General features: G+C 61.4%; 28 protein-coding genes. 12 read left to right on the top strand and 16 right to left on the bottom strand.

Features of this window, described 5'->3' with window-relative positions; all coding sequences use genetic code 11:
- Positions 1-15 precede the first annotated feature (15 nt).
- Positions 16-819, top strand: a complete 804-nt coding sequence (locus tag AC27VQ_RS13100; protein WP_488716585.1) for an endonuclease/exonuclease/phosphatase family protein — start codon at positions 16-18, stop codon at positions 817-819.
- Positions 820-825: 6 nt separating this feature from the next.
- On the opposite strand, the gene AC27VQ_RS13095 is transcribed toward AC27VQ_RS13100, so the two are convergent.
- A complete protein-coding gene (locus AC27VQ_RS13095; protein ID WP_488716664.1) occupies positions 826-1,434 on the bottom strand; it encodes a flavin reductase family protein in 609 nt (202 codons plus the stop codon).
- 4 nt (positions 1,435-1,438) lie between these two features.
- A complete protein-coding gene (locus AC27VQ_RS13090) occupies positions 1,439-2,023 on the bottom strand; it encodes a nitroreductase family protein (protein WP_313528602.1) in 585 nt (194 codons plus the stop codon).
- Between the two features lie 99 nt (positions 2,024-2,122).
- Between AC27VQ_RS13090 and AC27VQ_RS13085 the strand changes: the two genes are divergently transcribed.
- Positions 2,123-3,118, top strand: a complete 996-nt coding sequence (locus AC27VQ_RS13085) for a hypothetical protein (RefSeq protein WP_313528600.1) — start codon at positions 2,123-2,125, stop codon at positions 3,116-3,118.
- On the opposite strand, the gene AC27VQ_RS13080 is transcribed toward AC27VQ_RS13085, so the two are convergent.
- The 6 genes from AC27VQ_RS13080 to prmB all read right to left on the bottom strand — a co-directional run bounded on the left by AC27VQ_RS13080 (position 3,115) and on the right by prmB (position 9,821).
- Positions 3,115-3,951, bottom strand: coding sequence for a lysophospholipid acyltransferase family protein (locus tag AC27VQ_RS13080; RefSeq protein ID WP_488716584.1), 837 nt, complete (start codon positions 3,949-3,951; stop codon positions 3,115-3,117). The two genes, AC27VQ_RS13085 and AC27VQ_RS13080, sit on opposite strands and share 4 nt — an antisense overlap.
- Positions 3,952-4,025: 74 nt before the next feature.
- Positions 4,026-5,999, bottom strand: a complete 1,974-nt coding sequence (gene thrS, locus AC27VQ_RS13075; protein ID WP_488716583.1) for a threonine--tRNA ligase — start codon at positions 5,997-5,999, stop codon at positions 4,026-4,028.
- Positions 6,000-6,141: 142 nt separating this feature from the next.
- Entirely contained in the window at positions 6,142-7,215 is a 1,074-nt protein-coding gene (locus AC27VQ_RS13070; protein WP_488716582.1) for a helix-turn-helix domain-containing protein, read from the bottom strand.
- Complete coding sequence (locus tag AC27VQ_RS13065; protein ID WP_488716581.1) at positions 7,215-7,874, bottom strand: hypothetical protein; 660 nt, start codon at positions 7,872-7,874, stop codon at positions 7,215-7,217. The genes AC27VQ_RS13070 and AC27VQ_RS13065 overlap by 1 nt, the downstream gene beginning before the upstream one ends.
- 616 nt (positions 7,875-8,490) lie before the next feature.
- Complete coding sequence (locus tag AC27VQ_RS13060; protein WP_488716580.1) at positions 8,491-8,862, bottom strand: hypothetical protein; 372 nt, start codon at positions 8,860-8,862, stop codon at positions 8,491-8,493.
- 41 nt (positions 8,863-8,903) lie between these two features.
- Positions 8,904-9,821 carry a 50S ribosomal protein L3 N(5)-glutamine methyltransferase gene (gene prmB / locus AC27VQ_RS13055; protein ID WP_488716579.1) on the bottom strand — a complete coding sequence of 306 codons (918 nt, stop codon included), beginning with the start codon at positions 9,819-9,821 and terminating at the stop codon, positions 8,904-8,906.
- A gap of 101 nt (positions 9,822-9,922) precedes the next feature.
- On the opposite strand from prmB, the gene AC27VQ_RS13050 reads away from it, so the two are divergent.
- Entirely contained in the window at positions 9,923-10,762 is an 840-nt protein-coding gene (locus AC27VQ_RS13050; RefSeq protein WP_488716578.1) for a pseudouridine synthase, read from the top strand.
- On the opposite strand, the gene AC27VQ_RS13045 is transcribed toward AC27VQ_RS13050, so the two are convergent.
- The 4 genes from AC27VQ_RS13045 to AC27VQ_RS13030 form a co-directional block, all read right to left on the bottom strand.
- Positions 10,759-12,009, bottom strand: coding sequence for a sensor domain-containing diguanylate cyclase (locus tag AC27VQ_RS13045; protein ID WP_488716577.1), 1,251 nt, complete (start codon positions 12,007-12,009; stop codon positions 10,759-10,761). The genes AC27VQ_RS13050 and AC27VQ_RS13045 overlap by 4 nt on opposite strands.
- Positions 12,010-12,202: 193 nt before the next feature.
- Entirely contained in the window at positions 12,203-12,730 is a 528-nt protein-coding gene (locus AC27VQ_RS13040; RefSeq protein WP_488716576.1) for a DUF1697 domain-containing protein, read from the bottom strand.
- Positions 12,727-13,101, bottom strand: a complete 375-nt coding sequence (yidD, locus tag AC27VQ_RS13035) for a membrane protein insertion efficiency factor YidD (protein ID WP_488716575.1) — start codon at positions 13,099-13,101, stop codon at positions 12,727-12,729. Before yidD ends, AC27VQ_RS13040 begins: the two co-directional genes overlap by 4 nt.
- A gap of 18 nt (positions 13,102-13,119) precedes the next feature.
- Positions 13,120-13,566 carry an iron-sulfur cluster assembly scaffold protein gene (locus tag AC27VQ_RS13030; protein ID WP_488716574.1) on the bottom strand — a complete coding sequence of 149 codons (447 nt, stop codon included), beginning with the start codon at positions 13,564-13,566 and terminating at the stop codon, positions 13,120-13,122.
- 393 nt (positions 13,567-13,959) lie between these two features.
- On the opposite strand from AC27VQ_RS13030, the gene folE reads away from it, so the two are divergent.
- The 3 genes from folE (at position 13,960) to AC27VQ_RS13015 (ending at position 16,395) form a co-directional block, all read left to right on the top strand.
- Complete coding sequence (gene folE, locus AC27VQ_RS13025; RefSeq protein WP_298096500.1) at positions 13,960-14,571, top strand: GTP cyclohydrolase I FolE; 612 nt, start codon at positions 13,960-13,962, stop codon at positions 14,569-14,571.
- A gap of 34 nt (positions 14,572-14,605) precedes the next feature.
- Positions 14,606-15,058, top strand: coding sequence for a phosphoribosyl-AMP cyclohydrolase (gene hisI / locus AC27VQ_RS13020; protein ID WP_488716573.1), 453 nt, complete (start codon positions 14,606-14,608; stop codon positions 15,056-15,058).
- Positions 15,059-15,432: 374 nt separating this feature from the next.
- Positions 15,433-16,395, top strand: a complete 963-nt coding sequence (locus tag AC27VQ_RS13015; RefSeq protein WP_313531123.1) for a patatin-like phospholipase family protein — start codon at positions 15,433-15,435, stop codon at positions 16,393-16,395.
- 76 nt (positions 16,396-16,471) lie between these two features.
- Here AC27VQ_RS13015 and AC27VQ_RS13010 read toward each other — a convergent pair whose 3' ends face one another.
- A complete protein-coding gene (locus AC27VQ_RS13010; protein WP_313531125.1) occupies positions 16,472-16,900 on the bottom strand; it encodes a CBS domain-containing protein in 429 nt (142 codons plus the stop codon).
- A 181-nt stretch (positions 16,901-17,081) separates the two neighbouring features.
- Positions 17,082-17,822, bottom strand: coding sequence for a rhomboid family intramembrane serine protease (locus AC27VQ_RS13005; RefSeq protein ID WP_488716572.1), 741 nt, complete (start codon positions 17,820-17,822; stop codon positions 17,082-17,084).
- A gap of 294 nt (positions 17,823-18,116) precedes the next feature.
- Here AC27VQ_RS13005 and AC27VQ_RS13000 point away from each other — a divergent pair, with 294 nt between their 5' ends.
- Both AC27VQ_RS13000 and AC27VQ_RS12995 read left to right on the top strand, forming a co-directional pair.
- Complete coding sequence (locus AC27VQ_RS13000) at positions 18,117-18,761, top strand: PAS domain-containing protein (RefSeq protein ID WP_488716571.1); 645 nt, start codon at positions 18,117-18,119, stop codon at positions 18,759-18,761.
- 136 nt (positions 18,762-18,897) lie between these two features.
- Positions 18,898-19,509 carry a PilZ domain-containing protein gene (locus AC27VQ_RS12995; protein WP_313531129.1) on the top strand — a complete coding sequence of 204 codons (612 nt, stop codon included), beginning with the start codon at positions 18,898-18,900 and terminating at the stop codon, positions 19,507-19,509.
- Positions 19,510-19,571: 62 nt separating this feature from the next.
- Here the strand turns inward: AC27VQ_RS12995 and AC27VQ_RS12990 are convergent, their stop codons facing one another.
- Positions 19,572-19,742: a hypothetical protein gene (locus AC27VQ_RS12990; RefSeq protein WP_488716570.1), complete on the bottom strand. Its 171-nt coding sequence runs from the start codon at positions 19,740-19,742 to the stop codon at positions 19,572-19,574.
- A gap of 247 nt (positions 19,743-19,989) precedes the next feature.
- Here AC27VQ_RS12990 and AC27VQ_RS12985 point away from each other — a divergent pair, with 247 nt between their 5' ends.
- The 4 genes from AC27VQ_RS12985 (at position 19,990) to AC27VQ_RS12970 (ending at position 23,674) form a co-directional block, all read left to right on the top strand.
- On the top strand, positions 19,990-20,589 hold the full coding sequence (locus AC27VQ_RS12985; protein ID WP_488716569.1) for a transglutaminase-like cysteine peptidase: 600 nt from the start codon (positions 19,990-19,992) through the stop codon (positions 20,587-20,589).
- A 264-nt stretch (positions 20,590-20,853) separates the two neighbouring features.
- Positions 20,854-21,615 carry a hypothetical protein gene (locus tag AC27VQ_RS12980; protein WP_488716568.1) on the top strand — a complete coding sequence of 254 codons (762 nt, stop codon included), beginning with the start codon at positions 20,854-20,856 and terminating at the stop codon, positions 21,613-21,615.
- Positions 21,616-21,735: 120 nt separating this feature from the next.
- Positions 21,736-23,238 (top strand): serine hydrolase, encoded by a 1,503-nt coding sequence (locus AC27VQ_RS12975; RefSeq protein WP_488716567.1) that lies wholly within the window; start codon positions 21,736-21,738, stop codon positions 23,236-23,238.
- 163 nt (positions 23,239-23,401) lie between these two features.
- Positions 23,402-23,674, top strand: a complete 273-nt coding sequence (locus tag AC27VQ_RS12970) for a hypothetical protein (RefSeq protein WP_488716566.1) — start codon at positions 23,402-23,404, stop codon at positions 23,672-23,674.
- Between the two features lie 9 nt (positions 23,675-23,683).
- Here AC27VQ_RS12970 and AC27VQ_RS12965 read toward each other — a convergent pair whose 3' ends face one another.
- Positions 23,684-24,121 carry a DUF1489 family protein gene (locus tag AC27VQ_RS12965; RefSeq protein WP_421593801.1) on the bottom strand — a complete coding sequence of 146 codons (438 nt, stop codon included), beginning with the start codon at positions 24,119-24,121 and terminating at the stop codon, positions 23,684-23,686.
- Positions 24,122-24,154 lie beyond the last annotated feature (33 nt).

The raw sequence follows: 24,154 nt of genomic DNA, 5'->3' as shown, positions 1-24,154 counted from the left end.
TCGAAGGAGCAGCGTATGAGAATCCTGTCGCTGAATGTCTGGGGCGGCATGTTGCATGCGCCGCTTCTCGACTACCTCGCCGCCGTTGATGCAGACGTCTACTGCCTGCAGGAGGTACCGCGCGCCGTTGGCGCGCGCTCGGATTGGCTGACCTACCGCGACGGTCCGGTCGAGCTTCAACAGCGTGCCAATCTCTATCGTGAGATCGCCGCAGGTCTGCCCGATCACGATGGCTTCTTCGCCCCGACCGCGCGTGGCGAACTGATGGACGGCGACCGCCCCTGCCATCAGGAATTCGGCCTCGCCACATTCATTCGGCAGGATATCGCCATCATCGGCCAGGCGCTGGATTTCGTGCACGGCACGTTTTCCCCGCACGGTTTCGGCGCCCATCCGCGCGCCCGAAACGCCCACGTCTTCCGCCTCTACGATTACAAGGTGGACCGCGCGATGACGGTCGCGCAGTTCCACGGCCTGCGCGAACTCGACGGCAAGGGCGACACGCCGACGCGCGACAAACAAGCAGCAGCCCTCGTCTCGCTCATCGGTCGCGTACATCGCGACGGTGAAGGCCTCGTGTTGTGTGGCGATTTCAACGTGCTGCCCGAGAGCAACACCTTCACGACGCTCGGTCGTCTCGGGCTAACCGACCTCGTCACCACACGCGGCTTCACCGACACGCGGACCTCGCTCTACACGAAGCCGGGGCGTTATGCCGATTACATGCTGATAAACGAGGCGGTAGGCGTCGAAACGTTCACCGTCATCGAGACGCCGGAGGTGTCCGATCACCGGCCGCTGCTTCTGACCACCGAATAACGGTTTTCACCCAGCCTTCGGCCGCATCATGGCAAAGACCTCCGCCCCGCCATCGGCATAGTCCATATAGCCCATGCGCCCGAGCGGGCGCGCGACGGCCATGTCGATGCGGCCATCCCGAAGAATTTCCGGGCTGATATGAATTCCGAGCACCTGGCCGAACACGATCCAGTTGTCGGATTCCCGTCCCTCGATATCCACCGGCCGCAGGATCTGCGTCATCCGGCATTCCAGCACCGCATAGGCCTCGCCGACATAGGGCGCATCGACAAGCCGCCCCGTCAACGGCGTCAGCCCGGCGAGCTCGAACTCATCGATGCCGCGCGGCACGACGATCGAACTCGCATTCATCTGCTCCGCGAGATGCCGGCTCGCCAGCGAGCAGGTGAAGACACCCGTCTCCTCGATATTCGTCACGCTATCCTTGTGCCCGCTGGAGGAAAACATCACCAGCTTGGGCGTATCGCTCACCGCGTTGAAAAACGAGTAAGGCGACAGGTTGCGCCGGCCGTCCGCCGCCTTCGTTCCGATCCAGCCGATCGGGCGTGGAGCGACGATGGCCTTGAAGGGATCGTGCTTCAGGCCATGCGCATTTTCCGCCGTTTCGTAAAACAGCGTGTCACGCGTCATCGCCGACCCATGTGACGATATCGGCCAGTTCCGGGCGCGGGCGCTCGGTCGGCGGCACGGCCGGCGTGCCGATATGGATGAAGCCGGCGATCTTCTCACCCTCGTTGACGCCGAGGATTGCATAGGCGCGGCTGTCGAAGGCGTACCATTCCGTCAGCCAGTTCGAGGCAAAGCCATGCGCATTGGCGGCCATGACCAGGTTGAGGCAGACGGCGCCAGCCGACATGACCTGCTCCCATTCCGGGATCTTGAAATGCGGGGCGGCACGGCTGACAACGGCGACGACGACGGGCGCGCGCGTCAGCCGCGTGTTCTCCACTTTCACCATCTCGTCCGAAAGATCAGGCTTGTCGCCCATCGCGATCTTGGCCAGTTCCTCGCTGATGCGGCGGCGTTCTTCGCCGCGATAGACGATGAAGCGCCAGGGCGCGAGCTTGCCGTGGTCGGGCACGCGCGAGGCGAGCGTCAGCATCTCCTCCACCTCACCCTTCGAGGGGCCGGGTTCGCTCATCTGGAAGGCAGGGATAGACCGGCGGGTCGAAAGATAATCGATCAGCTTGATTTCGGTTTTCATCGGGCGGGAGTTCCAATATCGTGCCGGCGGGCCGGCCTTGAAAATGCCATTAGACGCGTCTTCAAGTGGAGCCTTACAGTCAGGAAGTCAACCACATCCATGCGCATGCCTCTCCATCCCCTCGTCGTCGTGGGCCTTACCGTCGCGAGCCTTGTCGCGTCGCTCGTTCCCGTGCGCGCGCAGGATTCGGTAGAGAGCTTTTCGCAGATCACCACCCCGCCGGTGAAGGGTGGCAAGCTCACCTCATTCAATCCGATCATCACGGGTGAAGCCACCCAGAAGAACCTGCGCGACATCACCTGCGAGGCACTGCTGACCAAGGACGGCAGCCCCATGCAGCATGGCCTGACCTGGCGCGTCTTCTCGCCCATCCCCGGCTCTGACGGAAAACTGCCGCTGCTCGCCACCTCCGAAGGCGGCACGGCGGCCTTCCAGCTGGTGCCCGGCGAATATTTCGTCAATGTCGCCTTCGGCCGCGCCGGTGCGACGAAGAAGCTCGTCGTGCCCGACAGCGGCGACGTCGACAAGCAGGTCATGGTGCTCGATGCCGGCGGCATCATGCTGAACGCCGTTTCCGGCTCGGACGTCCGCATTCCGCCGAAAGAATTGAGCTTTGCCATCTACGCCGCCGAAATACGCGAGGACGGCGAGCGCAACCTCGTCGTCGACGACGTGAAGCCGAACTCCGTAGTCCGCCTCAACGCCGGCACCTACCATGTCGTTTCAGACTACGGCACGGTCAATGCCGTCATCCGCGCGGATATCCAGGTGGAAGCCGGCAAGCTTACACGTGCCACCATCCAGCACCGCGCCGCCAAACTCACGCTGAAACTCGTCTCCGAAGCCGGCGGTGAGGCGATCGCCGATACCGCCTGGTCGATCCTGACGTCCTCGGGCGACACCGTCTCCGAAAGCGTCGGCGCCTTCCCGACCGTCGTGCTCGCCGAAGGCAGCTACATCGCGGTCGCGCGGAACAAGAACAAGATCTACCAGCGTGATTTCACCGTGCAGGCCGGCGTCAACACGGATGTCGAGGTGCTGCTCGACGAAAAGGCGAACGACCAGAAGGCCGCCGCCGAGGATGTCGTCGACTAACTGGCACGTCGCAAAAAAGGCTTAGGCTGCGGCGCCATCGCAAACACTGCCTCATAGAGCCGCGCCGTCAGCGTCTTCCGGTCCTCCGAATCAAGCTCCGCCCAGGACAAGACGCCGCCGATTCGTGCGGCAATCGTCGAGCCCGAGAGCCGGCGGAACTCGCGGATGAGCAGCGACAGCCGCAGCGTCAGCGAAACCTTACTGGCGAGATGGAAGAGCCGCCCGTTCTGCCCCTCGAAATAGACCGGAATGACATTGGCCTGCGCCGCCTGGATGAGCTTTGCCGGAAACATCTTCCATGGCAGATCTTCCGCGCGCCCGAAAACCTTCTTCGCCGTCGCCACACCGCCCGCCGGGAACACGATGACAGTCGTGCCCTCCTTCAGGAGCCGCACGGCTTCCGCCCGCGTCTTCATGTTGAGCGCGAGCGCTTCCTTCGTCTCCTCGAAGGAGACCGGCAGCGCATAGGGCTGCATTTCCGGCACCTTCAGAAGATCGTTATGGATCATAACTTTGAAGGGACGCCCGAGCTGCTCCGCCAGCGCCAGAACGGCAATACCGTCGCCGATGCCGAAGGGATGGTTCGCGACGATGACGACAGGCCCGTCCGGCAGGTTCGCCGGCGGCCAGGCGCCCTGCACGTTGAGCCGCACATTGATGAGATCAAGCATATCGCCGAAGACGCGCGCGCTGGTGCCAACGATGGAGGTGCGCCAGATGTTGTAGAGCCGCGCATAGCGGTTGCGCCCGGCCAGACCTTCCATGGAGCGGATGAACCAACGTTTGAGGCGCGGATCGTTCTCGTTGGCGTAAGACAGTTCCTTGAACCGCACGGCATTCCCCAAAAAAATGATCCCGCGCCAGATAGCACGGGATCATGAACCTTTTCAGACAGGCCTTGTCGCCATCACGCCTTGCCGAGCTTGCGCTTGACGTCGGGCGGCGTGGCTTCCAGCGACAGCGAGGCAATCGCCTCGTCCAGCGTCATCGACGTCTGGTTCTGCGAACCGAGACGGCGGATGTTGACGGTGCGCTCCTCCGCCTCCCGCTTGCCGCAGACGACGATGACCGGAACCTTTGTCACGGAATGCTCGCGGACCTTGTAGTTGATCTTCTCGTTGCGGAAGTCGGTCTCGACGGTCATGCCGGCGTCGCGCAGCTTCTCCGCCACCTCGCGGCCATAGTCGTCCGCCTCCGAGGTGATGGTCGCCACCACCACCTGCTGCGGGGCAATCCACAGCGGCATATGGCCGGCAAAGTTCTCGATCAGGATGCCGAGGAAGCGTTCCATCGAGCCGCAGATGGCGCGGTGGATCATCACCGGCTGCTTCTTGTCGGAGTTCTGGTCGATGTAGAAGGCGCCGAAGCGTTCCGGCAGGTTGAAGTCGACCTGCGTGGTGCCGCACTGCCATTCGCGGCCGATGGCGTCCTTCAGCGTATATTCGAACTTCGGCCCGTAGAACGCACCCTCGCCCGGCAGGATGCCGGTCTTTATGCGCCCGCCGGACTGCGCCTCGATCTGCTTCAAGACATCCATCATGACGCTTTCCGCCCGGTCCCAAAGCGCATCGGAACCGACGCGCTTTTCCGGACGGGTCGAGAGCTTCACGACGACCTCGTCGAACCCGAAGTCCTTATAAACCGAGAGGATCAGGTCGTTGATGCGCAGGCATTCCGCCGCCATCTGCTCGTCGGTGCAGAAGACATGCGCATCGTCCTGCGTGAAGCCGCGCACGCGCATCAGCCCGTGCAGCGCACCCGAAGGCTCATAGCGATGTACATTGCCGAATTCTGCAAGGCGAACAGGCAGTTCGCGATAAGACTTCAGGCCATGCTTAAAGATCTGCACATGGCCCGGGCAGTTCATCGGCTTCAGCGCGAAGACGCGCTCGTCGTCGGTCTCGTCGCCGGCAACGGTCACCTTGAACATGTTGTCGCGATACCAGCCCCAGTGGCCAGACGTTTCCCACAGCGACTTGTCGAGCACCTGCGGCGCGTTCACCTCTTCATAGGTGCCGGAAAGACGGCGGCGCATATAGGCGACGAGCGTCTGGAACATGCGCCAGCCTTTGCCATGCCAGAAGACGACGCCCGGCCCTTCCTCCTGGAAATGGAACAGGTCCATTTCGCGGCCGAGGCGACGGTGGTCGCGCTTCTCGGCCTCGGCGAGGATGTTGAGATAGGTGTCGAGCTCCTCCTGCGTGCGCCAGGCGGTGCCGTAGATGCGCGTCAGCATCGGATTGTTCGAATCGCCGCGCCAATAGGCGCCCGCGACCTTCATCAGCTTGAAGGCCGTGCCGATCTGGCCGGTCGAAGCCATATGCGGGCCGCGACACAGGTCGAACCAGTCGCCCTGGTAATAGATCTTCAGGTCCTGCCCCGCCGGGATCGCATCGACCAGCTCGACCTTGTAGGCCTCGCCCTTGGCGGCAAAGACCTCTTTCGCCTTGTCGCGCGACCACACTTCCCGCGTGAACGGCTTGTTACGCTGAATGATCTCCTTCATGCGCTTTTCGATCTTGGGAAGATCATCCGGCGTGAAGGGCTCGTTCTTGGCGAAGTCGTAATAGAAGCCGTTGTCGATGACCGGACCGATGGTCACCTGCGTGCCGGGCCAAAGCTCCTGCACGGCCTCGGCCATCACATGCGCGGCATCGTGCCGGATCAGCTCCAGCGCACGATCGTCCTCACGCGTGACAATCTCGATCCGCCCGTTGGAAACGGTCTCGGAGAGATCGCGCAGCTCGCCATCGAGCGCAATCGCAATCGCCTTCTTGGCCAAAGACTTGGAAATCGCCTCGGCGACATCACGCCCCGTCGAGCCCGCGGGATATTCGCGGACGGAGCCATCGGGAAAGGTCAGGGAAACAGGTGCAGACATCAAAAAATCTCCTATCCAGTCCCGCCAACGAATGCGGGTGGTATGCGAGGGTAAAAGGCCGGATGCGCCGGCGCGTTGCGGGGGGCGGTATACGGCGATTTTGGGGGGATTGGAAGGGGCTTACATCTGCCCCTTCAGAGCACTACTCAACCAGCTTTAGATGTGGCGCGGTCGGACGAACAGATATTTGACCGGCCAGATCAAATATCAATGTCTCTACCTCTTCCCAAGGCAGGTTCAAATCTGTCGCGATTTGAGACCTCGTAACCCCTTTTTTCCAAAGGGCAAATAGTACTTTTGCTAAAACCGTTGACGCCTCGCGCTCAATCCCAAGCGGTTCCCCTTTACGAAACCCCTTCTGGCCAAGATCAATAACAATTGATCGATAACTCCAATCACTAAGCATGTTAAGCCCATGCAAACGAGTTGCTAGCGCCATTGCCGAGACTTTCCAACGCGCCTTAGATTTAATTATCTGTGACGCGCTATAAACCCCACTCATGTAATTCTTAACGTCCGCCTCAGGCATAAGAAAAGCAGATGCGAATTGATCCGCCTGCCTCTCCGCATCGGAAATCATTGCAGAATCTCTTCCGGCATGAAAATGCAATACCAAATGCGCCAATTCATGAGCGGAGTCAAAATTAGACCTTTCAGCCGTCTTCTTCTGGTTCAGAAACATATAAGGACGGTCAGAATGCCAAAAAGAGTATGCATCTACATTCTGAGTGTTCTCAGAAAGACTAAGAACGCGAATTCCTTTCGATTCATAAAGCTTAAGCAGGCTACCAATGGGCCTGTCACCAAGCCCCCAATGTTGTCGCAAAAGCCGTGCGGCAACTTCTGGACGCTCTCGCTCCTTACTCAGATCAATTAGATCTGGTGTCGGTAAATTGAAGCGTCCATCAATCCAGTCATAAAATGCGATACCGATCGAACCTGCCGCCAAAGCAGCGTCACGTTCAGCAGCGCTCATCTTTTTTAAGCTGCGGAATGAAACAGCGCGCGTATCCAATGTCGCAGGTTCTTCCATATAAAAGAACTCGACTGGATAATTAAGTGCGCTTGCGATTTTTTCGACCGTGGCCTCGTCGGGCTGATGTCCGTTCTCTGTCTTTGAGATAGTAACCGCCGTCAATCCGGCATTTTCTGCTAGCTCCTTGCCAGAAAGCTTCCGCCTTGACCGAGCAAGCTTCATTCGCTCTGCACTAAACATCACGGAGTTTCTTTGAAGGAAACGGGCACATCAAAATCATCCATGGGGCCAGTATCAGATTCAATTTGCTCAGACCAATCTTCGCCGGGGCGGTCAATGAATATCCGCTCGCGAAAATCCGAATAACGTTGATTGCTAATGATTGGGCTGGACAACTCAACGCTCCCATCTTCCCCAACCATCACGAAATATGTGGTTATCCGATCGGAATGCGGATCTTTTAAGCTCTCGTTCGGCAAGCGGTCCTTATCTGCCTGAAGTGTCATCCCGTAAAATTCAAAAAGCGGGAGGCTGCACATCTGTTCAGATCCGGGGCCTTTAGCAGAGCGTGGCATCGGTTTGAAGATCGAATCACATGCCTGATCTACATTCTGATAGCCGATACGGAGACCGAGATTATGATTGATCACCGCCTCAACCCCTAGGGTCCGGTCGATAATCCAATCCCCCTCGACAAGCTGCTGACGTAACGTTGATACGCCATGAATATAAGCCAGAGTTCCAGGAGCGTTCAGCGGCATCAAGGGGCTAGCATCGTCAGCGGCCGCTCGCGCAGCATCTCGGACGGCCAATATCTGAAGAAGCGTAAGACCGAAGTCTGCCAACCTGCGCTCAGCCTCGGGTACGTTATCGATTACTGCCGTGCGAAAAATGGCCATACATAACTCCGTTTAAGATTCGCCCCCTCATTAGAGGGGAAAAATATTAAACGCGCAAGATGTAATTTTCCCCGCCCCCCAAAACTCACCCTATCCTAAACCTCCTTCCGCCGCCGGACGGATCGCGTAACGTGTCGATGCGGGCGGGAGGAGGCGCTTTCGTTTCCTGCCGAAACGTACGGCAAGGGCGAAAGAGGCGTGGAGCGCCGTGGTGACCGAAAGCCTATTTCCGTGTCTTCATGGGATCGGGCCGGCGGGAATTGCGGCGGGCGAGGCTTCCCCCTTCCCCGGGTCGCGGGGTCGGTTTGGGTCCGCCATGCAAGCAGCGTGACGGCGCATGTCCCCGAAAAGCGCGTAGCGGTTTTCGGAAAGGCATAGGCGCCAGCACGATGCGCAGCGAAGCCTTGCCATGCCTGAAGGAGGACAAGACCGCCTCCGAAGAACGCCTGGGCCGCGCGAAAGCGAAGCCACCCATACCACCCACTCCAGAGGCAACGCTTTCGCGCGGTTCTCCGGTTTCGCAGGCCTTCAACCCGATGGGAAACCCTGCGGGCCGTTTCCGGCTGCGCGCAATCTTGGGAAAGCTTCGATGACATTCGACAGTCAGGGCGCGGTTTCACCGGCAGAGTGCGGCGACGACGACGATGACGACGGTGGCCTCGCCGTCGCTCAATACGCGGCAAGCCGGGCCGGCTTCTTCCGCACCTGCCGCCTGCCGCGCTGCCGGCGGGCGCGCCGCTGCGCGGGATGCCGATGGCCGGGCAGCGACGCCGGTGACATACCGGATGCCGAGACCTATCCGCCCTGCATCGCGACCGGCGAAGACATGCGGCGCCTGTTCAAGGCCATGGACGAGGTGCGCCACGAGATGGATGCGATCCTCGCGCAGCCGATGCCGGACGAGGACGAAAGCGACGACGGGGAGGAAGAGCCCTTCGTGTGGCCTTTGCCCGAAGGCCTGCCGCGCCGCCGCAAATGCGGACGCCATGGCGGCCGGCGCGGAAGGCGCGGCAAAGCCGCGGAGAAGGATCAGGAGACGCCGAGCGATTCCGCCGAGATCCAGAACACCGCATCCTGCGATTCGGCCGTTTCCAGCCAGACGAAATCGAGATGCGGGAATTCCTCCTCGAGGATTTCCCGGCCCGAGCCGATCTCGCAGATCATGCCGCCCTCGGGATTGAGGTAGGCGGGCGCTGCCTCCAGAATGCGGCGCACGAGATCGAGCCCGTCGACACCGCCGTCATGGGCCATTTCCGGCTCGGCGCGGAATTCCGGCGGATAGCCTTCCAGCGCCTCATGGTCGACATAGGGCGGATTGGTGATGATGAGGTCGTAGGTGCGGCCTTCGAGCGGGGCGAAGAGGTCGCCCTCATAGAGCGTCACCTGGTCCTCGACATCGTGTTCGTCGAGATTGATCTTCGCCACTTCCAGCGCATCGGCCGAGAGGTCCACCGCATCCACCGTCGCCTGCGGGAAGAATTTTGCGGCGATCACGGCAAGGCAGCCGGAGCCGGTGCAGATATCGACGGCGCTTGTGACCGCCATCGGATCGGGCAGGAAGGACGAGCCGTTTTCGCCGAGATATTCGGCAAACAGGATTTCGCCGATATGCGAGCGCGGCACGATCACCCGCTCGTCGACATGGAAGCGCACGCCCTGGATATAAGCACGGCCGGTGATGTAGGACGACGGCTTGCGGGTCGTCACGCGCGTCTCGATGCGCTCGGCCAGCAGGCGCCGTTCCTCGGGCAGCAGGCGGGCATCGAGGAAGGGATCGAGCGCGTCGATCGGCAGTTCCAGACTGTCGAGCAGCAGATAGGCCGCATCGTCGCTCGCCGTCGTCGTGCCGTGGCCGTAGCTCAGATCGGCGGCATTGAAGCGCGAGATCGCATAGCGCCAGTAGTCGCGCAGCGTCACGAGTTCGGTTGTGATGTCTTGCTGTGTCAACGGTGGCCTCGTGTGCGATACAATATTAGCTGGACGGACCCGGCTTTAGAATGGCAAGGGCGGAGCGGTCAATCATAACCATAGAGGCTTTCCGCGACAGCATGGCAAAGGATACGCGCAACAGGCACAAGCCGGCCACCGCCCGCAAGGCAGGCGGGACAGTGCGCGCACCTGCCGGCCACCCGGCCGCAAAGCAGAAGCCGGCGCCGGACGGCAAACGCGTCACCCTGCCCCGCGCGCTCTCCAAACTCGGCTTCTGCTCGCGCACGCAGGCCGAGGCGCTGATCGCCGAGGGCCGCGTCGCCCTTTCCGGCCGCACCGTCACCGACACGGAAACCTGGATCGACCTCACAGACGCCGTCATCACCGTCGACGGTAAACCCGTCGTCGCCGAAGCGCGCCTTTACCTGATGCTGAACAAGCCGCGCGGCCTCGTCACCACCCGCCACGACCCAGAGGGACGCCCGACGGTGTTCGACTGCCTCAAGGGTTTCTCCGGCGCCCATCTTTCCCCCGTCGGCCGTCTCGACAAGGCCAGCGAAGGCCTGCTGCTCTTCACCAACGACACGGAATTCGCCAACGCCCTGCTCGACCCCGCGACCCATGTCGCCAAGACCTACCACGTCCAGATGGACCGCATCGCCGACGAGGCGGTGTTCGCGGCGCTCGAAGCCGGCGTGCATCACGACGGCGAATTTTTACGCGCGAAAACGGTGCGCAAGCTGCGCGAGGGCGAGAAGACCTCCTGGCTGGAAATCACCCTCGACGAGGGCCGCAACCGCCAGATCCGCCGCATGCTGGAAGCGCTCGGCATCGACTGCCTGCGCCTCATGCGCGTCTCCATCGGCAATCTCCAGCTCGGCGATCTGGAAAAAGGCGCCGTGCGCGCGCTTTCCGAAGCGGAGATGAAGGATTTGCGCCGCCTCACTCGCCGCGGCTAGCGGAAGGCGACTTCGAGGTTCTGCCGGTCGCGGGAGATGACCGAGCAGTTCGTCTCGAACCCGTCGGCCTTGATGGCCAGCATGAACTCCGGCGGAATGCCCGCGGTATTGCTGACCGTGATGCCGGCACCGTCAACGCCAAGGCTTTTCACGGTACAATCGATCGTCGAGCGGCGGTGGTTGAAGACGATATTGCCGGCCTTGAGGACACGGCGGCGCGCGCTCATCCCGTCCGCGCCCTGCATGGAGGTGAAGGCGACGCAGCGATTGCGACCGGCCCCCTTCGCCTGGTACATGGCCGCATCCGCCTGCGCGAGCAGCGTCTCGATATCGCGCCCGACAATGGAGAGCGCGGACGCGCCAAAGCTGGCGGTGACGTTCAGCGTGCCGAATTCGCCCGAAATCTCCCGTGCAGCAATTTCCGCCCGGAGCTTTTCGGCAGCGCTCATCGCGTCTTCGGCACCGACATGAGAGAGCAGGATGGCAAATTCCTCGCCGCCCAGCCGCCCGAACAGATCGCTCACGCGCAGTTTCGACCGGCAGGTCGCGGCCACCGCCTTCAGCACCTCGTCTCCAGCCGCATGGCCGTAGGTATCGTTGACCTTCTTGAAGTGATCAACATCAAGCACCACACAGGCCAAATCATGTTTATGGCGCAGCGCCGCCGCGATCAATTGCTCCGCCTCGCGCTTAAAGGCCCGACGGGTCAGGGCCTCGGTCAGGCTGTCGGTGGAGGCGGTCTGCATCAGTTCGATCCGGTCCATCGCAGCCCCGGCGAGTTCCTGCAGGATATCGAGATCCCTGCGGCCGAAGGAGCGTGCCGTGCGATCGATGGCGCAGACGGTGCCGATCGCATGCCCGGCCTTGGTCCTCAGCGGCACGCCGGCATAGAAGCGGACATGGTCTGGACCGGTGACGGCAGGATGGGTGACGAAGCGTGGGTCCTTGGTCGCGTCCTGCACCACCATCGGCTGCTCGTCGTTCAGCACATAACGGCAGAACGTATCTTCCAGCGGCACCTCGTCGGCGGAAAGCCCCGAGCAGGCCTGGTACCATTGCCGATGGCCGTCGATCAGCGACACGAGACCGATCTCGACGGTGAAAATCTGCTGGATCAGTCGGACAAAACGGTCGAACCCTTCGTCGCGCGGGCTATTGAGAAGATCGAGATTGTCGAGCGCGGCAAGGCGATCCTTCTCGCGCTTGATCGCTTCCGCCGACGACTTGCCGAACGTTCTCGCTGTCATGCCCGCACTCCTCCTCAAGCCTCCGAACCTGCCCTTGGACAAAAACGGTATGTCTTTTTGAGCATGGCAATGCACAGCGGGCAACGCCCACAAATAGGAGCTTCGCGCGCTTTTTTCCCGCCAAAACGGCTCGCCGCATAATCGGAGCAAAAGCGGATGGAAGACGAACAACCAGGAGACGCGACCCGCGGTATCAACCCAGCATCTTCGCGAGGCCGTTGACGGTGTTGGCGTTGCGCAGTGTGCCGATGCCGAGCTTCTTCGTCGTCAGGTGCGATAAAAGTCGCGTCTCACTCGGCTTGCCGCCGAAATCGATCCACAGGTCGCCATCGACGATCGCGAGCCGGATGTACGGCGTGGCAAGCGCTTCGAGTTTCGGCAACACATCCCGGCCAAGCGGTTTTCGCATCACCCGGATACCGACATCCTGCGCGTTGTCATGCGGAAAGGGATTTTGGGCGGCGACGCGCCTCCATGCATCGGCCGTGCGCAGGAGAATATCGACATGTTTTCCGAAGCGCGCCTGAAAAGCAGCCTCAAGCCGCATCTCGATTTCGGAAAGCGGCGCATCCTCGGCGTCGAAGATCAGGTTGCCCGTAGCAACGAGCGTGCGCGGTTGGCGAAAACCAAGCTCTTCGGCCATAGCCCGAAGATCCGTCATGACGAGCCGTTTTCCAGGGGCCAGAATGATGGAGTGCAGAAGGGCGACATAGGTCGTCACGATTCAGCCTTTTCAGCTCGGGAAATGCCCCACAGCCGCCAGGGCGCCCATGGGGAAAAACGGCTTTCCAGGTTCTCGGGCACGGGATCGAACCCGTGCGTGCCGCCGGGGCCGCACCGCACGACGCGAAACAACGTCATGAAACCGCCCTGCCACAGCCCGTGCCGTGCGATGGCCTCATATCCGTACTCCGAGCAGGTCGGCAAATGCCGGCAGGAATTGCCGATGAAGCCGGAAAGCGTCAGTTGGTAGAAGCGGATGAAGCCCATGCCGAGAAGCCGGCCCGGCGTCTTGCGGAACGGTCCCCGCCAGTTGCGGCCCTTGTGGGCAAGGCGCGAAGCGTCGTGCCGGCAATCCGGGGCATCACACATTATCCCTCACCCGGCCCCTCACCCAACCTTGACGAGCCGCTTCGCCTCGATCTGGCCGATGGCGTCCACCACGGCATCGAAGGTCAGCATGGTCGAGGCGTGACGAGCCTTGTAGTCCTTGACGGGTTTCAGAAAACGCATGTCCTCGAAACGCCCGGCCGGCCCCTCGCCGTCGGCCTTCAGCATGGCGAGCATGTCTTCCCGTGCCTGGCGGATTTCCGAGACCGTCGCGCCGATCACATGGCGTGCCATCACCGAGGACGACGCCTGGCCCAGCGCACAGGCCTTCACCTCATGCGCGAAGTCGCTGACCGCGTCGCCCTCAAGCTTGAGATACACCTTCACTCGTGATCCGCAGAGCTTGGAATGAGCGCCGGCCTCGGCATCCGCGTCCGGCAGCGTGCCGATGCGGGGAATGTTGCCGGCGAATTCCAGGATACGGCTGTTATAAATATCGTCCATCATATCCCTGTTTTCGCGCTTTTTGCGGAATCTTCAATGTTCCGAGGAGATTATTCCGGTCTCGTCGGGAAAAAAGCACGGCGTGTCGCCTCCCGCCTCTTTCGCACTTGGTGATCCATACTATATGATAACTCGTATTGGGGTGAGCGTTTTGCAAGAAGCAACGCAGTTCCAGGGGAAAGCGCGAAGCGGTTTTCTGTCTGGAATTGCGATAGGCAGAAGGCAAGGCATTCGCCTGTTGTTTGGGAAACCGTGCCGGACGGTCGAGCGCACTGATAAGCCGAGACCCGAGAGCCCCGGAGCCCGCCAACGGAACCCAAGCCTGCAGGGTTAGGCGAATGGCCAGTGGCGAGTCCGATAAACACGTCAGGTAACCTGCAGAAAGGTCATGGGTCCATGGACGCCATAGTCACCAATTTTCCGCGTGTCGACGACCAGTCCGACCGTCCTTCGCAGAAGGAAGCCGAGGATGCCGTTCGCGTATTGCTGCGCTGGGCGGGCGATGACCCGCAGCGCGAAGGCCTGCTCGATACGCCCAAGCGCGTCGCAAAGGCTTACCGCGAACTGTTCTCCGGTTATGACCTCGCCGCTGAGGATGTGCTTGGCCGCACCTTCGAGGAAGTCGCCGGCTATGACGACATGGTGCTGGTAAAGGACATTCCGTTCTTCTCCCATTGCGAACACCATATGGTGCCGATCATCGGCAAGGCGCATGTCGCCTATCTGCCGAACGGCCGCGTTCTGGGTCTCTCCAAGATCGCGCGCGTCGTCGAGATTTTCGGCCGCCGCCTGCAGACGCAGGAAACCATGACGGCGCAGATCGCGAAATCGATCGACGAGACGCTGAACCCGCGCGGCGTGGCCGTGATGATCGAGGCCGAGCATATGTGCATGGCGATGCGCGGCATCCAGAAACAGGGCTCGACAACGCTTACCACCACCTTTACCGGTGCCTTCAAGACCGAACCGACCGAACAGGTCCGGTTCATGACGATGATCCGGAGCTAGGCAAAACGGCTCCGCCTGACGGAGCCCAGCGGCCATGACGATCACCTTCGACGCCCCCTCCAAGGACAAGGCCGAACTCGAAACGGGTCCGGCCTTTACACCGCGCTTCGACGAGCACGGCCTAGTGACGGCCGTGGTGACGGATGCGAAGGATGGCGAACTGCTGATGGTCGCCCACATGAATGCCCAGTCGCTGGCGCTGACGATCGAGACCGGCATCGCCCACTACTGGAGCCGCTCGCGCCAATCGCTCTGGAAGAAGGGCGAAACCTCAGGGAACCTCCAGACCGTCGTGGAACTGCGCACCGATTGCGACCAGGATGCCGTCTGGCTGAAGGTTTCCGTCGCCGGCCACGATGCGACCTGCCACACCGGCCGCCGCTCCTGCTTCTATCGCACTGTAACCAACGGAGACGACGGCGCGGTGCTGACCGTTACCGGCAGCGCCCCGCAATTCGACCCGGCAGCCGTTTACAGCAAAAATTAATCATCTGCATAATTTCAAGCCGGTTCCGGCCGGCTTTCCGCGCAAATTCACCCTTTGGCAACCGGTCCGGACGCCTAATCTTCTCCATGGCGGCTGTTATCCCCGCCATACGGATCAGGACATGGAACACCATCGCTCGTATGCGTCACGGCCGGTTTCCAGGACCACCCCGAAGGGGGTGACGATCCCGCGGGCAAGCGCCCTCCTCCAGCCTCGACCGGACGCAATTCGCAGGGCTTTCAGGCCGGTTTTCACCGCGAAAGTTCCCCGCGTCACAGACTGCCTATATCCTGTCACTTATTGTGTTCCCAAGGACGCCGAGGCACTGGAACTGATTGCCTCACCGCGAATTCCTTTCGGGTACGGAGGTCTGCATGTTGAACTGGAGTTTTAATCGTAGTCTCGTAACGGCGGATGCTTCAGATCCGGGCGGCCCTTCCATGAACGATATGTCTCACATTCCCGCGCCGGCCCCGCCGCGCAAACCCAAGATCGCGCTGGCGCTGGGCGGCGGTGCTGCCCGTGGCTGGGCCCATATCGGTGTGCTCAGGGCGCTGGAGGAGGAAGGCATCGAGATCGGCATGATCGCGGGCACCTCGATCGGCGCCCTCGTCGGCGGCTGTTATCTCGCCGGCAAGCTGGACGAGCTGGAGACCTTTGCCCGCTCGCTCACCATGCGCCGCATCGCCAGCCTGCTCGACTTCACCATTCGCGGCTCCGGCCTGTTCGGCGGCATGCGACTGACCAAGCGCATGCAGGAGCATCTGGAAAATCTTTCGATCGAGGACCTCGATCGCCCCTTCGTCGCCGTCGCGACGGAAGTCAACAGCGGCCATGAGGTGTGGATCAACAGCGGCTCGCTGATCACGGCGCTGCGCGCGTCCTACGCCCTCCCGGGCATTTTCGAGCCGATCAAGTGCAACAACCGCACACTGGTCGATGGCGCGCTGGTCAATCCGGTGCCGGTCTCGGTCTGCCGGGCGCATGAGGAGCCGCTCGTCGTTGCCGTCAACCTCAACTACGATCTCTATGGCCGCTCCGCCGTGATCAAGCACAGCGCGAGCCCCCAGAAGATCGACGAGAACCGCCAGGAAGACAGCGCTGCGCGGCTCGGCCTCACCGGCGTCATGGTGCAGTCCTTCAACATCATCCAGGACCGCATTTCCCGCGCCCGCCTTGCCGGCGACCCACCGGACCTCTCGTTGCATCCGAAACTGTCGGATATCGGCCTGTCGGAATTCCACCGCGCCGGCGAATCGATCGACCGCGGCTATCTGGAAGCCAAGGCGCGGATTTTCGAAATCAAGCGCATGCAGGAAGTCGTGATGGCGCGCTGACGCCAACGTCAACCTTAAAGACACGGCGGGCGGGACGATGGGAAATCGTTCCGCCCGAAACCGTTCAATGAAGATGTCAGCTGGCGATATAGGCCTTGATGGCGTCGGCCTCGTGCTTGATCGCGCGGATGTGGGATTTCACCACGTCGCCGATTGAGATGATGCCGACAAGCCGTCCGTCCTTTTCCACCGGGATATGACGAGCGCGCAACTTGCTCATGCGTTCCATGAGCTCGTCGACGGTCTCGGTTTCGCCGCAACGATAGACGTTGCCCCACATGATGGAGGAAATGGGCTTGTCCATGCAGTCCGCGCCGTTGCGGGCAACGGCCGCCACGATGTCCCGCTCGGTCACGATGCCGGCGATACGATCGGTGCGATCGACGACCACGATGGCGCCGATATGGTTTTCATGGAGATAGACGGCAGCCTGCCTGACTGTGAGCTGCGGGCCGCCGGTCACGACGTTGCGGCCTTTTTCGTCCAGTATCGTCTTTACATACATGCGTACCTCCCGTGTGCATCATGACGCAGAGAGGCGGGACACCCGTGCAGGGATGCCCTGCCTGTACCAGGAACATCCTTTCCTCCTTGGATGTTCCTCGTTCCGGTGTGCATGTGCGAACCGGAACAATGTCATGGTGCGCTACGAAGGAGGCGATTGCAAGACCGCTAATGGACTATCGTTAATCCCGGCGGGTCTCGGCGGTCGCGACGTCGAACAGCGGAAAGAAGAAGAAACCGAACAGGAAGCCGCCGATATGCGCTTCCCAGGCCACAGCGCCACCGGCGACGGAGCCGAAGATCTGGCCGAAACCGATCAGGAAGTTGGTCAAAAACCAGATGCCGGAGAAGACCAGGACCGAGCGATTCGACAGCGCCTCGGCGATCGTCAGGCGCCGGTTTAGATGGGCGAACTGCCGGCTGATGCGGCCGCTCGGCGAAAAGACGAAGCGGGCGGCCGCCCCCATCAGACCGGAGACGACGCCGGAGGCGCCAACGACGAGAATCATCGCGCCCCAATGCAGCGCCGTGTGGAAAGCCACGGCGGCGATGGCCGAAAGGCACCAGAAGATGAAGAAGCGCGTGAGCCCGATGCGCCGCACGACGGGCGCACCGAAGGCGACCATCCAGAAGGCGTTGAAGATCAGATGCTCCCAGCTGCCGTGCAGCAGCGAATAGGTGATCGGGCTCCACAGCCAGCCCAGATCCTGCTCCGCGAAGGGGATCGTGTAGCGACCGGGAATGAAGGCGAACTGCAGGAGGACGTTTTCGTCGGTCACCGACGACAGGAGATAGGTGCGCACGACATGGATGACGATCAGCACCGCCAGCATGAAGACGAGCCCGCCCGGCAGGTTGAACGCGGGCTCCCGCTTGCGGATATCCGCGCTATCACCCTGCATCTCTACGCCGTCGCTGCTCATGGCCGATCCACCAAACTCACAAAATACGAATCGCGCTTATATAGACAAAAGAAAGGCCGTGCAGCTTTCGCTCACGGCCGGTGCCCCCAATCCCCGGGGCTGAAATCGATGTGCAGTAAACCATTCCCTCGTGGAGGGATGCCCGGATGTTTGGCCAAAACCGCCGAACCGCGCAATCGAAACCAATTGTTAACCTTAATATCGGAGTGGCACGAAACTCGCACCGCTCCTCCTGAATGCCCGTTTTGCCCGCTTTCGCGTGCCGGAACGGTACAGAATCGAATGGATATGAGCATGCAGACGAAAGCCGTAACGGCGCTTTACGATTATTGGACGCGCAAGCGTGGCGAGCGCCCTCTTCCACTGCGCAGCGCAATCGAGCCCGCGGATATCGCCGCCATCCTGCCGGATGTCTTCATTCTCGAGCACATCAGGTTTGCCGATCCGCGCTTTCGTCTCGCCGGTACCCGCTTCTGCGCGCAGTTCGGCCGCGAGTTGAAGGGCACCGCCTTTGACGCGCTCTTTGCCCCCGACCAGCGCAATCGGGTCGCCCGCATCGCGGAAAACGTCATGGCACACGGAGCGCCCGCCATCATGCAGGTCCAGCTCGTCGACGGCACGCTGGAAACGACCGAGGCCGAGATCGTACTTCTGCCCCTCGCCTCCAAGGGCCGCGTGGCGGACCGCATCATCGGTGCCTTCGCGCCCCTGCCCGGCCAGCGCCCGCCGCTCTCCGCCTTCCGCTACGCCACGCTTGGCTCCCTCTCGGTGATCGATCCGCGCCGCGCGCATGCTGCCGCCGGCAACCGGCCGGCAATCCCCATGCCGGCCTCGATCATGGCGATGCGCCCGCCGGCGCTCGGCCAGACGGTCAGCCGCGTTCTGCATCTACGGATCTTCGAAGGCGGTCGGCAGGCGGAGGATGCGCGCGAACATTAAGAGCACCACAACTTGCGGCAAGTGAAAATTGCCGTAGCGTAAGGAAGCCATCACTTTTCAAGGGCGCGGCAAACCTTCTGTTAACCGCGAAAGCTTAAGACTTGGAAAGACATAAGATCATCAGGCCCGCGCGCACATGTATTCATTTCAGCAAGCATCGCCCGCCGCCCGCAAACCGCAGCCCGACCAGCGGAGCTTTCAGCGCGTTTCGGTGAACCTGCCAGGCCGGCTGATGCTGCCCAATCACGATGAATACGACTGCTCGGTCATCGACATGTCTCCGGGCGACGCCAGCTTCGTCTGCTCCGCCCGCCCGCGCGTCGGCGAACGCATCATCGCCTATGTCGACCATCTCGGCCGCATCGAAGGCAATGTCGCCGTTCTCAACGACGAGGGCTTTGCGATCACCCTGACCGCCACGGACCGCAAGCGCGAGAAGCTCGCGGCGCAGCTGACCTGGATCGCCAACAAACACGAACTCGGCCTGCCGGAAGACCGTCGCCATAACCGCCTGACGCCGCGCAACACGCGCACCGAAATCACCCTTGACGACGGTCGGCGCTATCCCTGCCGCATCATCGACCTTTCTCTCTCGGGCGCCGCCGTCGATATCGACGTACGCCCGGCGCTCGGCACACCCGTCCAGCTCGGCAACATGAAGGGCCGCGTCGTGCGTCACTTCCAGGAAGGCGTGGCCATCGAATTCTCGTCGGTGCAGTCCAAGGAAGCACTCACCTCGTTCCTGTAGCATTTCGGGACGGCGCAAACGCCAGACTGTGTCACAAGGGCCCTGCGGGGCCCTTTGCTGTTTCAACCTGACACATCGAAATTCCGCAAAATATTTTGAATCTTTTTTTGCGCGCCGAAATCGCCCGAAAGCAACGAAACCGGCCGAACAAGCCAATCCGAGACCTTTCCGCTATCGATAAAACTGTCCCCTGAAGGGGATGTCGTTGAGACGATGGCGGAGCGCTTACCCATGCCTCGATCGTAACCCTGGAAATACCAACACAGAATCAAAAGGTTGCCGCCATACCTCCTGGCTTCCATAGTGCAAATTTTATTCAGATTTTAGTCAAAAGCGTCTCAAATACAGATCAAATTCTATTCAAGTTTTGTTTTTATTTTATACTTATGCAATCTTGATTTGAACTAATTTATACTTCCGAATTTCGCGTAAGATCAAAAAGTCCGTGTCATTGTCCCATCATCAAACGGGGACAGAACAATGACAAAAACAATCAAGACAGGGGCAGTCGCGTTTCTCTTCTCTCTGGCCGCCGCGCAGGCCGCCATGGCGCTGCCGGCCAACATTCCGCTCGCCGGCGCCACCAACCAGCCGATCGGCCACTACGAGTTCTGCAAGCAATATGCCGATGAATGCCGCTCGAACGGCAAGGATACCGGTCCGCTCGTCCTGACGCAGGAAAACTGGAAGACCATCCTCAATGTCAACTACGCGGCCAACACCGACGTGCAGCCGATGACCGACATGGAAATCTACGGCGTCGAGGAAAAATGGGCCTATCCGGATGCGGTGGGTGACTGCGAAGACTATGTGCTGCTCAAGCGCAAGCGCCTGATCGAATCCGGCATCTCGCCCTCGAACCTGCTGATCACGGTCGTGCTCCAGCCGAATGGCGAAGGTCATGCCGTGCTGACCGTACGCACCGATCGCGGCGACTTCGTGCTCGACAACATGCGCAACAAGGTCCTGCTGTGGTCCGAAACCGAATACCGCTACCTGAAGCGCCAGTCCTCGGCCAATGCCGGCAAGTGGGTCAAGCTTCAGGACGGTCGTGCCGACGCCGTCGGTAGCGTCAAGTAACAAGGCTGGCGCTGATCCCAGCGCCGCATGACGAAATTGCCCGGCTGCCCCGCCGGGCAAGAAAAGGGCCCGGTCAGTCCCCCAATCCCCGTCCCGACCATGGCCCTGCGGCCGGTTCTGCTGTCCCGGAACCGGCCGCCCCCTTTTTGGGCAGCCCGCCAACCTCATAAAATTCATTCAAAATTAACCACGTTCGCAGACCCTCGCCTCAAGAGATTCAGGCAAGCCTGAGTCCCGATTTTCTCTCGGCGGGCGAGGAATGCGATGACCATTGCGACGACAGGTGACGACGGCCACGCGCCGCTCCTCTCCAACCGCCTGTTGACACGACTGACCATCGGCGTCGCCGTCCTCGCCGGTCTCACCATCGGCATCAGCATTGCCGGCCGCATGCTCGGCGAACGCATCGCGCTGGCCGGCCATACGGAAAATGCCGAGCCGGTCGATGTCGTGATCGGCCAGGACCAGATCCGCCTCCCTGCAAATGTCATCCGTTTCGAAGAGCAGCGCCGTACCGGCCTTGCGGAGCGCGTCGATCTCTATCTCACCTGGCCGGAAATGCAGGGCTACTCCAATGCCGAGCGCAGCCGCTTCAACGACGCGAACCGCCCGGAAAGCCTGATTTTCCTCAGCCTTTCGCAAAGCACCATGTCGAAGGACATGTCGGGCCGGCTCGAGCCGATCTACAGCCACCTCTTCGACGGCCACACAGACCTCGGCCCGGCCGCCCTCACCTTGCGCCACCTCAAGGACAATTCCGGCTACGGCAACGAGGTGTTCTTCACCGGCACGCTGCCCAATGGCGCGGACTATGCGGTACGCTGCATGATGCCGGCAGACGACATGCAATCGACCAGCGCGGATTGCCAGCGCGATATCCACATCGGCGGCGATCTTTCCGTGCTTTATCGCTTTTCGAGCAGACTTTTGCCGCAGTGGCAGGCCATGGAAGCGCGCGTCCGCGACTATCTCGGCCAGTCCCTCATCCGGAACGGCCGCCCGCTCGCCGTCAACCGTAGCCGATAAAATAATGGCGATCTCAGAAACCAATGATTCATCATAAACCGATTGGTAACGCTGTCTCGCTACTGTGCTGCCAACGGTCGTTCCGGAACCTCCCATCCGAACACCATCTGCAATCCGAGAATGAAGAGTAACGTAGTGTCCCGTTCCGTATTCCTCGATTTCCTCCCCCGCTCCTGTCAGGCAGTTGCCACCGTGGCGCAAGGTCTGGTGATGGTCGGAATGGTCAGTACCGTTGCCTTTGCGGCACCTGCGGAAGCCTCTCCGAAATATGCCGGCATCGTCATCGATGCCAAGACGGGCAAGGTGCTTTACAGCGAGGATGCCGACGCGCTGCGCTACCCGGCATCTCTCACCAAGATGATGACGCTGTATTTGACCTTCGAAGCGCTCGAAGCTGGAAAAATCCGTCTCGACACCCGCGTTCCCTTCTCGAAAAATGCATCGAGCGAGCCGCCGACCAAGCTCGGCGTGCGCGCCGGCAACTCGATCACCGTCGAACAGGCCATGCTCGGCCTCATCACCCGCTCGGCAAATGACGCTTCCACGGCGCTTGCCGAAATGCTTGGCGGCTCGGAAGAGCGCTTTGCCCGCATCATGACGCAAAAGGCTCGCGCGCTCGGCATGACGCGCACCACCTACCGCAACGCCAATGGTCTTCCGAACACGGCACAGGTCACCACCGCCCGTGACCAGGCCCGCCTCGGCATCGCGCTGCGCCAGCACTTTCCGCAGTACTACGACTATTTCTCAGTTCGCAGCTTCCGCTTCGGCAAGCAGGTCATCAACGGCCACAACCGCCTGCTCGGCAGCGTGCGCGGCGTTGACGGCATCAAGACCGGCTACACGCGCGCTTCCGGTTACAACCTCGTGACCTCGGCCGTTGCCGATGGCCGGAGCGTCGTCGGCGTCGTGCTCGGCGGCCGTTCGGGCGGTGCCCGCGACCAGCAGATGCGCAAGCTCATCGCCGCCTATATGCCGAAGGCGTCCCGCCGCGGCGGTGGCGACCTGATCGCCGAAACCAAGGATGCGCCGACACTGACAGCGGATGTTGCAAGCGAAGCGGTCACAGCATCGGCAAGCGAAACCGTCACCGCATCGGCAAGCGGCACGCTGAGCAACCGCGGCATGGAACTGCCGGAAAACGGCCCTATCCCGACCTATCGCTACAACGAAGCCCGCATCGAGACGGCCTATGCCGCGACATCGGGTGAAAACGAGATCGTCGGCAAGCGTGCGCTTGCTGCAACCCTCAAGCTCCAGCGTGAAAGCGCCGTTCCGGCGGAAGAGCTGACGGAACAGGGCGACACCGGCGGCTCGCTCGACAAGCTGACCACCTCTTCGACCACCACCGCCACCATGGCCTCGGAATCCACGCCCTCGGGCTGGGTTATCCAGATCGGCGCGACGCCGGACAAGGGCCAGGCACAGGAGCTGCTCTCCAAGGCGAAGAATTCGGGCGGCAAGGTTCTTTCCAGCGCGATGCCCTTCACGGTCGCCGTCAACAGCGGCAGCGGCGCGCTCTATCGCGCCCGCTTCGGCGGCTTCGACAACCAGAACGGCGCGGCGGCGGCCTGCAAGGTGCTGAAGCGCAAGGGCTTTGCCTGCTGGGCCAGCCAGCAGTAACGAGATTGGACCGCGCTTGACGGCGCGGTTCCCGGACTACCGTCTTCAACCCGCAACGGCATCGGCCAGGTATTGCGTACCGATGGCTGCGGGGGAGAGACAGGCGGATGCCGTATGTAGCGGCTCTGCCATCCTCGATCAGGTATTGCGTACGAGGCAGATCATGGCGATGAACGAAAACATCTTCGATGTTCCCACCGCAGCGCGCGACGAAAAGCGCCGGCCGCTGAAGGGCACGCTCCACCCGCTGCACGAAGCAGCGATGCGGATCGCGGATATCGGATTGGGCCGTTCGCGCAACAAGACGAAGGATCTCGTCGGCATGCTGCTGGCGCATGGCGCCCGCGCTTGGCGCTCCGGCCAGCCGGCCGCCGGGATCCATCTCCATGTCGGCATCAGCGAACGGCGCTATCCGGTGCGCATGCGCCTGCGTTGAATTCAGCGCCTAGAGAAGTCCGAGTTCGGCGAGTTCGCGCCGAAGCTCCAGCGGCAGATCGGCCAGCCCCTCACCCATATTCTTGAGATCGCGCGGCGCGTCGTCCTCGGTGAGATAACGCCAGCCCTGGAAGGCGCGGCGCGGCTGGAATTCCGTCTCGATCACCTCCGGGCCAAGCACCAGCTCACAGCGCGAAATGCCGTCGACATCCGTAAAGCTTTTCAGGCCGAGCAGGCGCTGGCGGGCCTGAACCTGCCCCTTGATCACCCAATAGAGCGAGCCGCCGTCGAGCAGTTCCTGATCGCGCTTCGGGATCATGCGGGTGATATGGCTCGAATGCGGCTCCATGCCCGCGGCGATCGCGATCAGCGAGCGTTCGGACACCCATTCACGCAGGTCATCGATGCTGTCAGCGCCGACACAGAGTTTGATGAGATGTAGGGCCATGGCTCTTTGAACGCCGTTGCGGCGGCCGGGTCA

The sequence above is a fragment of the Shinella sp. 20P9.1.1 genome (assembly GCF_057798995.1).
This window is presented reverse-complemented; position numbering and strand designations above follow the sequence as displayed.

Excerpts from the sequence above, each read along its gene's own strand:
- yidD (WP_488716575.1), bottom strand. The coding sequence starts at position 13,101 with ATGTGTGATGCCCCGGATTGCCGGCACGACGCTTCGCGCCTTGCCCAC.
- AC27VQ_RS13005 (WP_488716572.1), bottom strand. The coding sequence starts at position 17,822 with ATGAGCAGCGACGGCGTAGAGATGCAGGGTGATAGCGCGGATATCCGC.
- AC27VQ_RS12985 (WP_488716569.1), top strand. The coding sequence starts at position 19,990 with ATGACAAAAACAATCAAGACAGGGGCAGTCGCGTTTCTCTTCTCTCTG.
- AC27VQ_RS13090 (WP_313528602.1), bottom strand. The coding sequence starts at position 2,023 with ATGAAAACCGAAATCAAGCTGATCGATTATCTTTCGACCCGCCGGTCT.
- AC27VQ_RS13065 (WP_488716581.1), bottom strand. The coding sequence starts at position 7,874 with ATGGCCATTTTTCGCACGGCAGTAATCGATAACGTACCCGAGGCTGAG.
- AC27VQ_RS12980 (WP_488716568.1), top strand. The coding sequence starts at position 20,854 with ATGACCATTGCGACGACAGGTGACGACGGCCACGCGCCGCTCCTCTCC.
- AC27VQ_RS13045 (WP_488716577.1), bottom strand. The coding sequence starts at position 12,009 with ATGACAGCGAGAACGTTCGGCAAGTCGTCGGCGGAAGCGATCAAGCGC.
- AC27VQ_RS12995 (WP_313531129.1), top strand. The coding sequence starts at position 18,898 with ATGTATTCATTTCAGCAAGCATCGCCCGCCGCCCGCAAACCGCAGCCC.
- hisI (WP_488716573.1), top strand. The coding sequence starts at position 14,606 with ATGACGATCACCTTCGACGCCCCCTCCAAGGACAAGGCCGAACTCGAA.
- AC27VQ_RS13085 (WP_313528600.1), top strand. The coding sequence starts at position 2,123 with ATGCGCATGCCTCTCCATCCCCTCGTCGTCGTGGGCCTTACCGTCGCG.
- thrS (WP_488716583.1), bottom strand. The coding sequence starts at position 5,999 with ATGTCTGCACCTGTTTCCCTGACCTTTCCCGATGGCTCCGTCCGCGAA.
- AC27VQ_RS13010 (WP_313531125.1), bottom strand. The coding sequence starts at position 16,900 with ATGTATGTAAAGACGATACTGGACGAAAAAGGCCGCAACGTCGTGACC.
- AC27VQ_RS13070 (WP_488716582.1), bottom strand. The coding sequence starts at position 7,215 with ATGTTTAGTGCAGAGCGAATGAAGCTTGCTCGGTCAAGGCGGAAGCTT.
- AC27VQ_RS13050 (WP_488716578.1), top strand. The coding sequence starts at position 9,923 with ATGGCAAAGGATACGCGCAACAGGCACAAGCCGGCCACCGCCCGCAAG.
- AC27VQ_RS13000 (WP_488716571.1), top strand. The coding sequence starts at position 18,117 with ATGCAGACGAAAGCCGTAACGGCGCTTTACGATTATTGGACGCGCAAG.
- AC27VQ_RS12990 (WP_488716570.1), bottom strand. The coding sequence starts at position 19,742 with ATGGGTAAGCGCTCCGCCATCGTCTCAACGACATCCCCTTCAGGGGAC.
- AC27VQ_RS13060 (WP_488716580.1), bottom strand. The coding sequence starts at position 8,862 with ATGGCGTCCGCATTTGCGGCGGCGCGGCAGGCCTTCGGGCAAAGGCCA.
- AC27VQ_RS12965 (WP_421593801.1), bottom strand. The coding sequence starts at position 24,121 with ATGGCCCTACATCTCATCAAACTCTGTGTCGGCGCTGACAGCATCGAT.
- AC27VQ_RS12975 (WP_488716567.1), top strand. The coding sequence starts at position 21,736 with ATGAAGAGTAACGTAGTGTCCCGTTCCGTATTCCTCGATTTCCTCCCC.
- folE (WP_298096500.1), top strand. The coding sequence starts at position 13,960 with ATGGACGCCATAGTCACCAATTTTCCGCGTGTCGACGACCAGTCCGAC.
- AC27VQ_RS13015 (WP_313531123.1), top strand. The coding sequence starts at position 15,433 with ATGTTGAACTGGAGTTTTAATCGTAGTCTCGTAACGGCGGATGCTTCA.
- AC27VQ_RS12970 (WP_488716566.1), top strand. The coding sequence starts at position 23,402 with ATGGCGATGAACGAAAACATCTTCGATGTTCCCACCGCAGCGCGCGAC.
- AC27VQ_RS13100 (WP_488716585.1), top strand. The coding sequence starts at position 16 with ATGAGAATCCTGTCGCTGAATGTCTGGGGCGGCATGTTGCATGCGCCG.
- AC27VQ_RS13030 (WP_488716574.1), bottom strand. The coding sequence starts at position 13,566 with ATGATGGACGATATTTATAACAGCCGTATCCTGGAATTCGCCGGCAAC.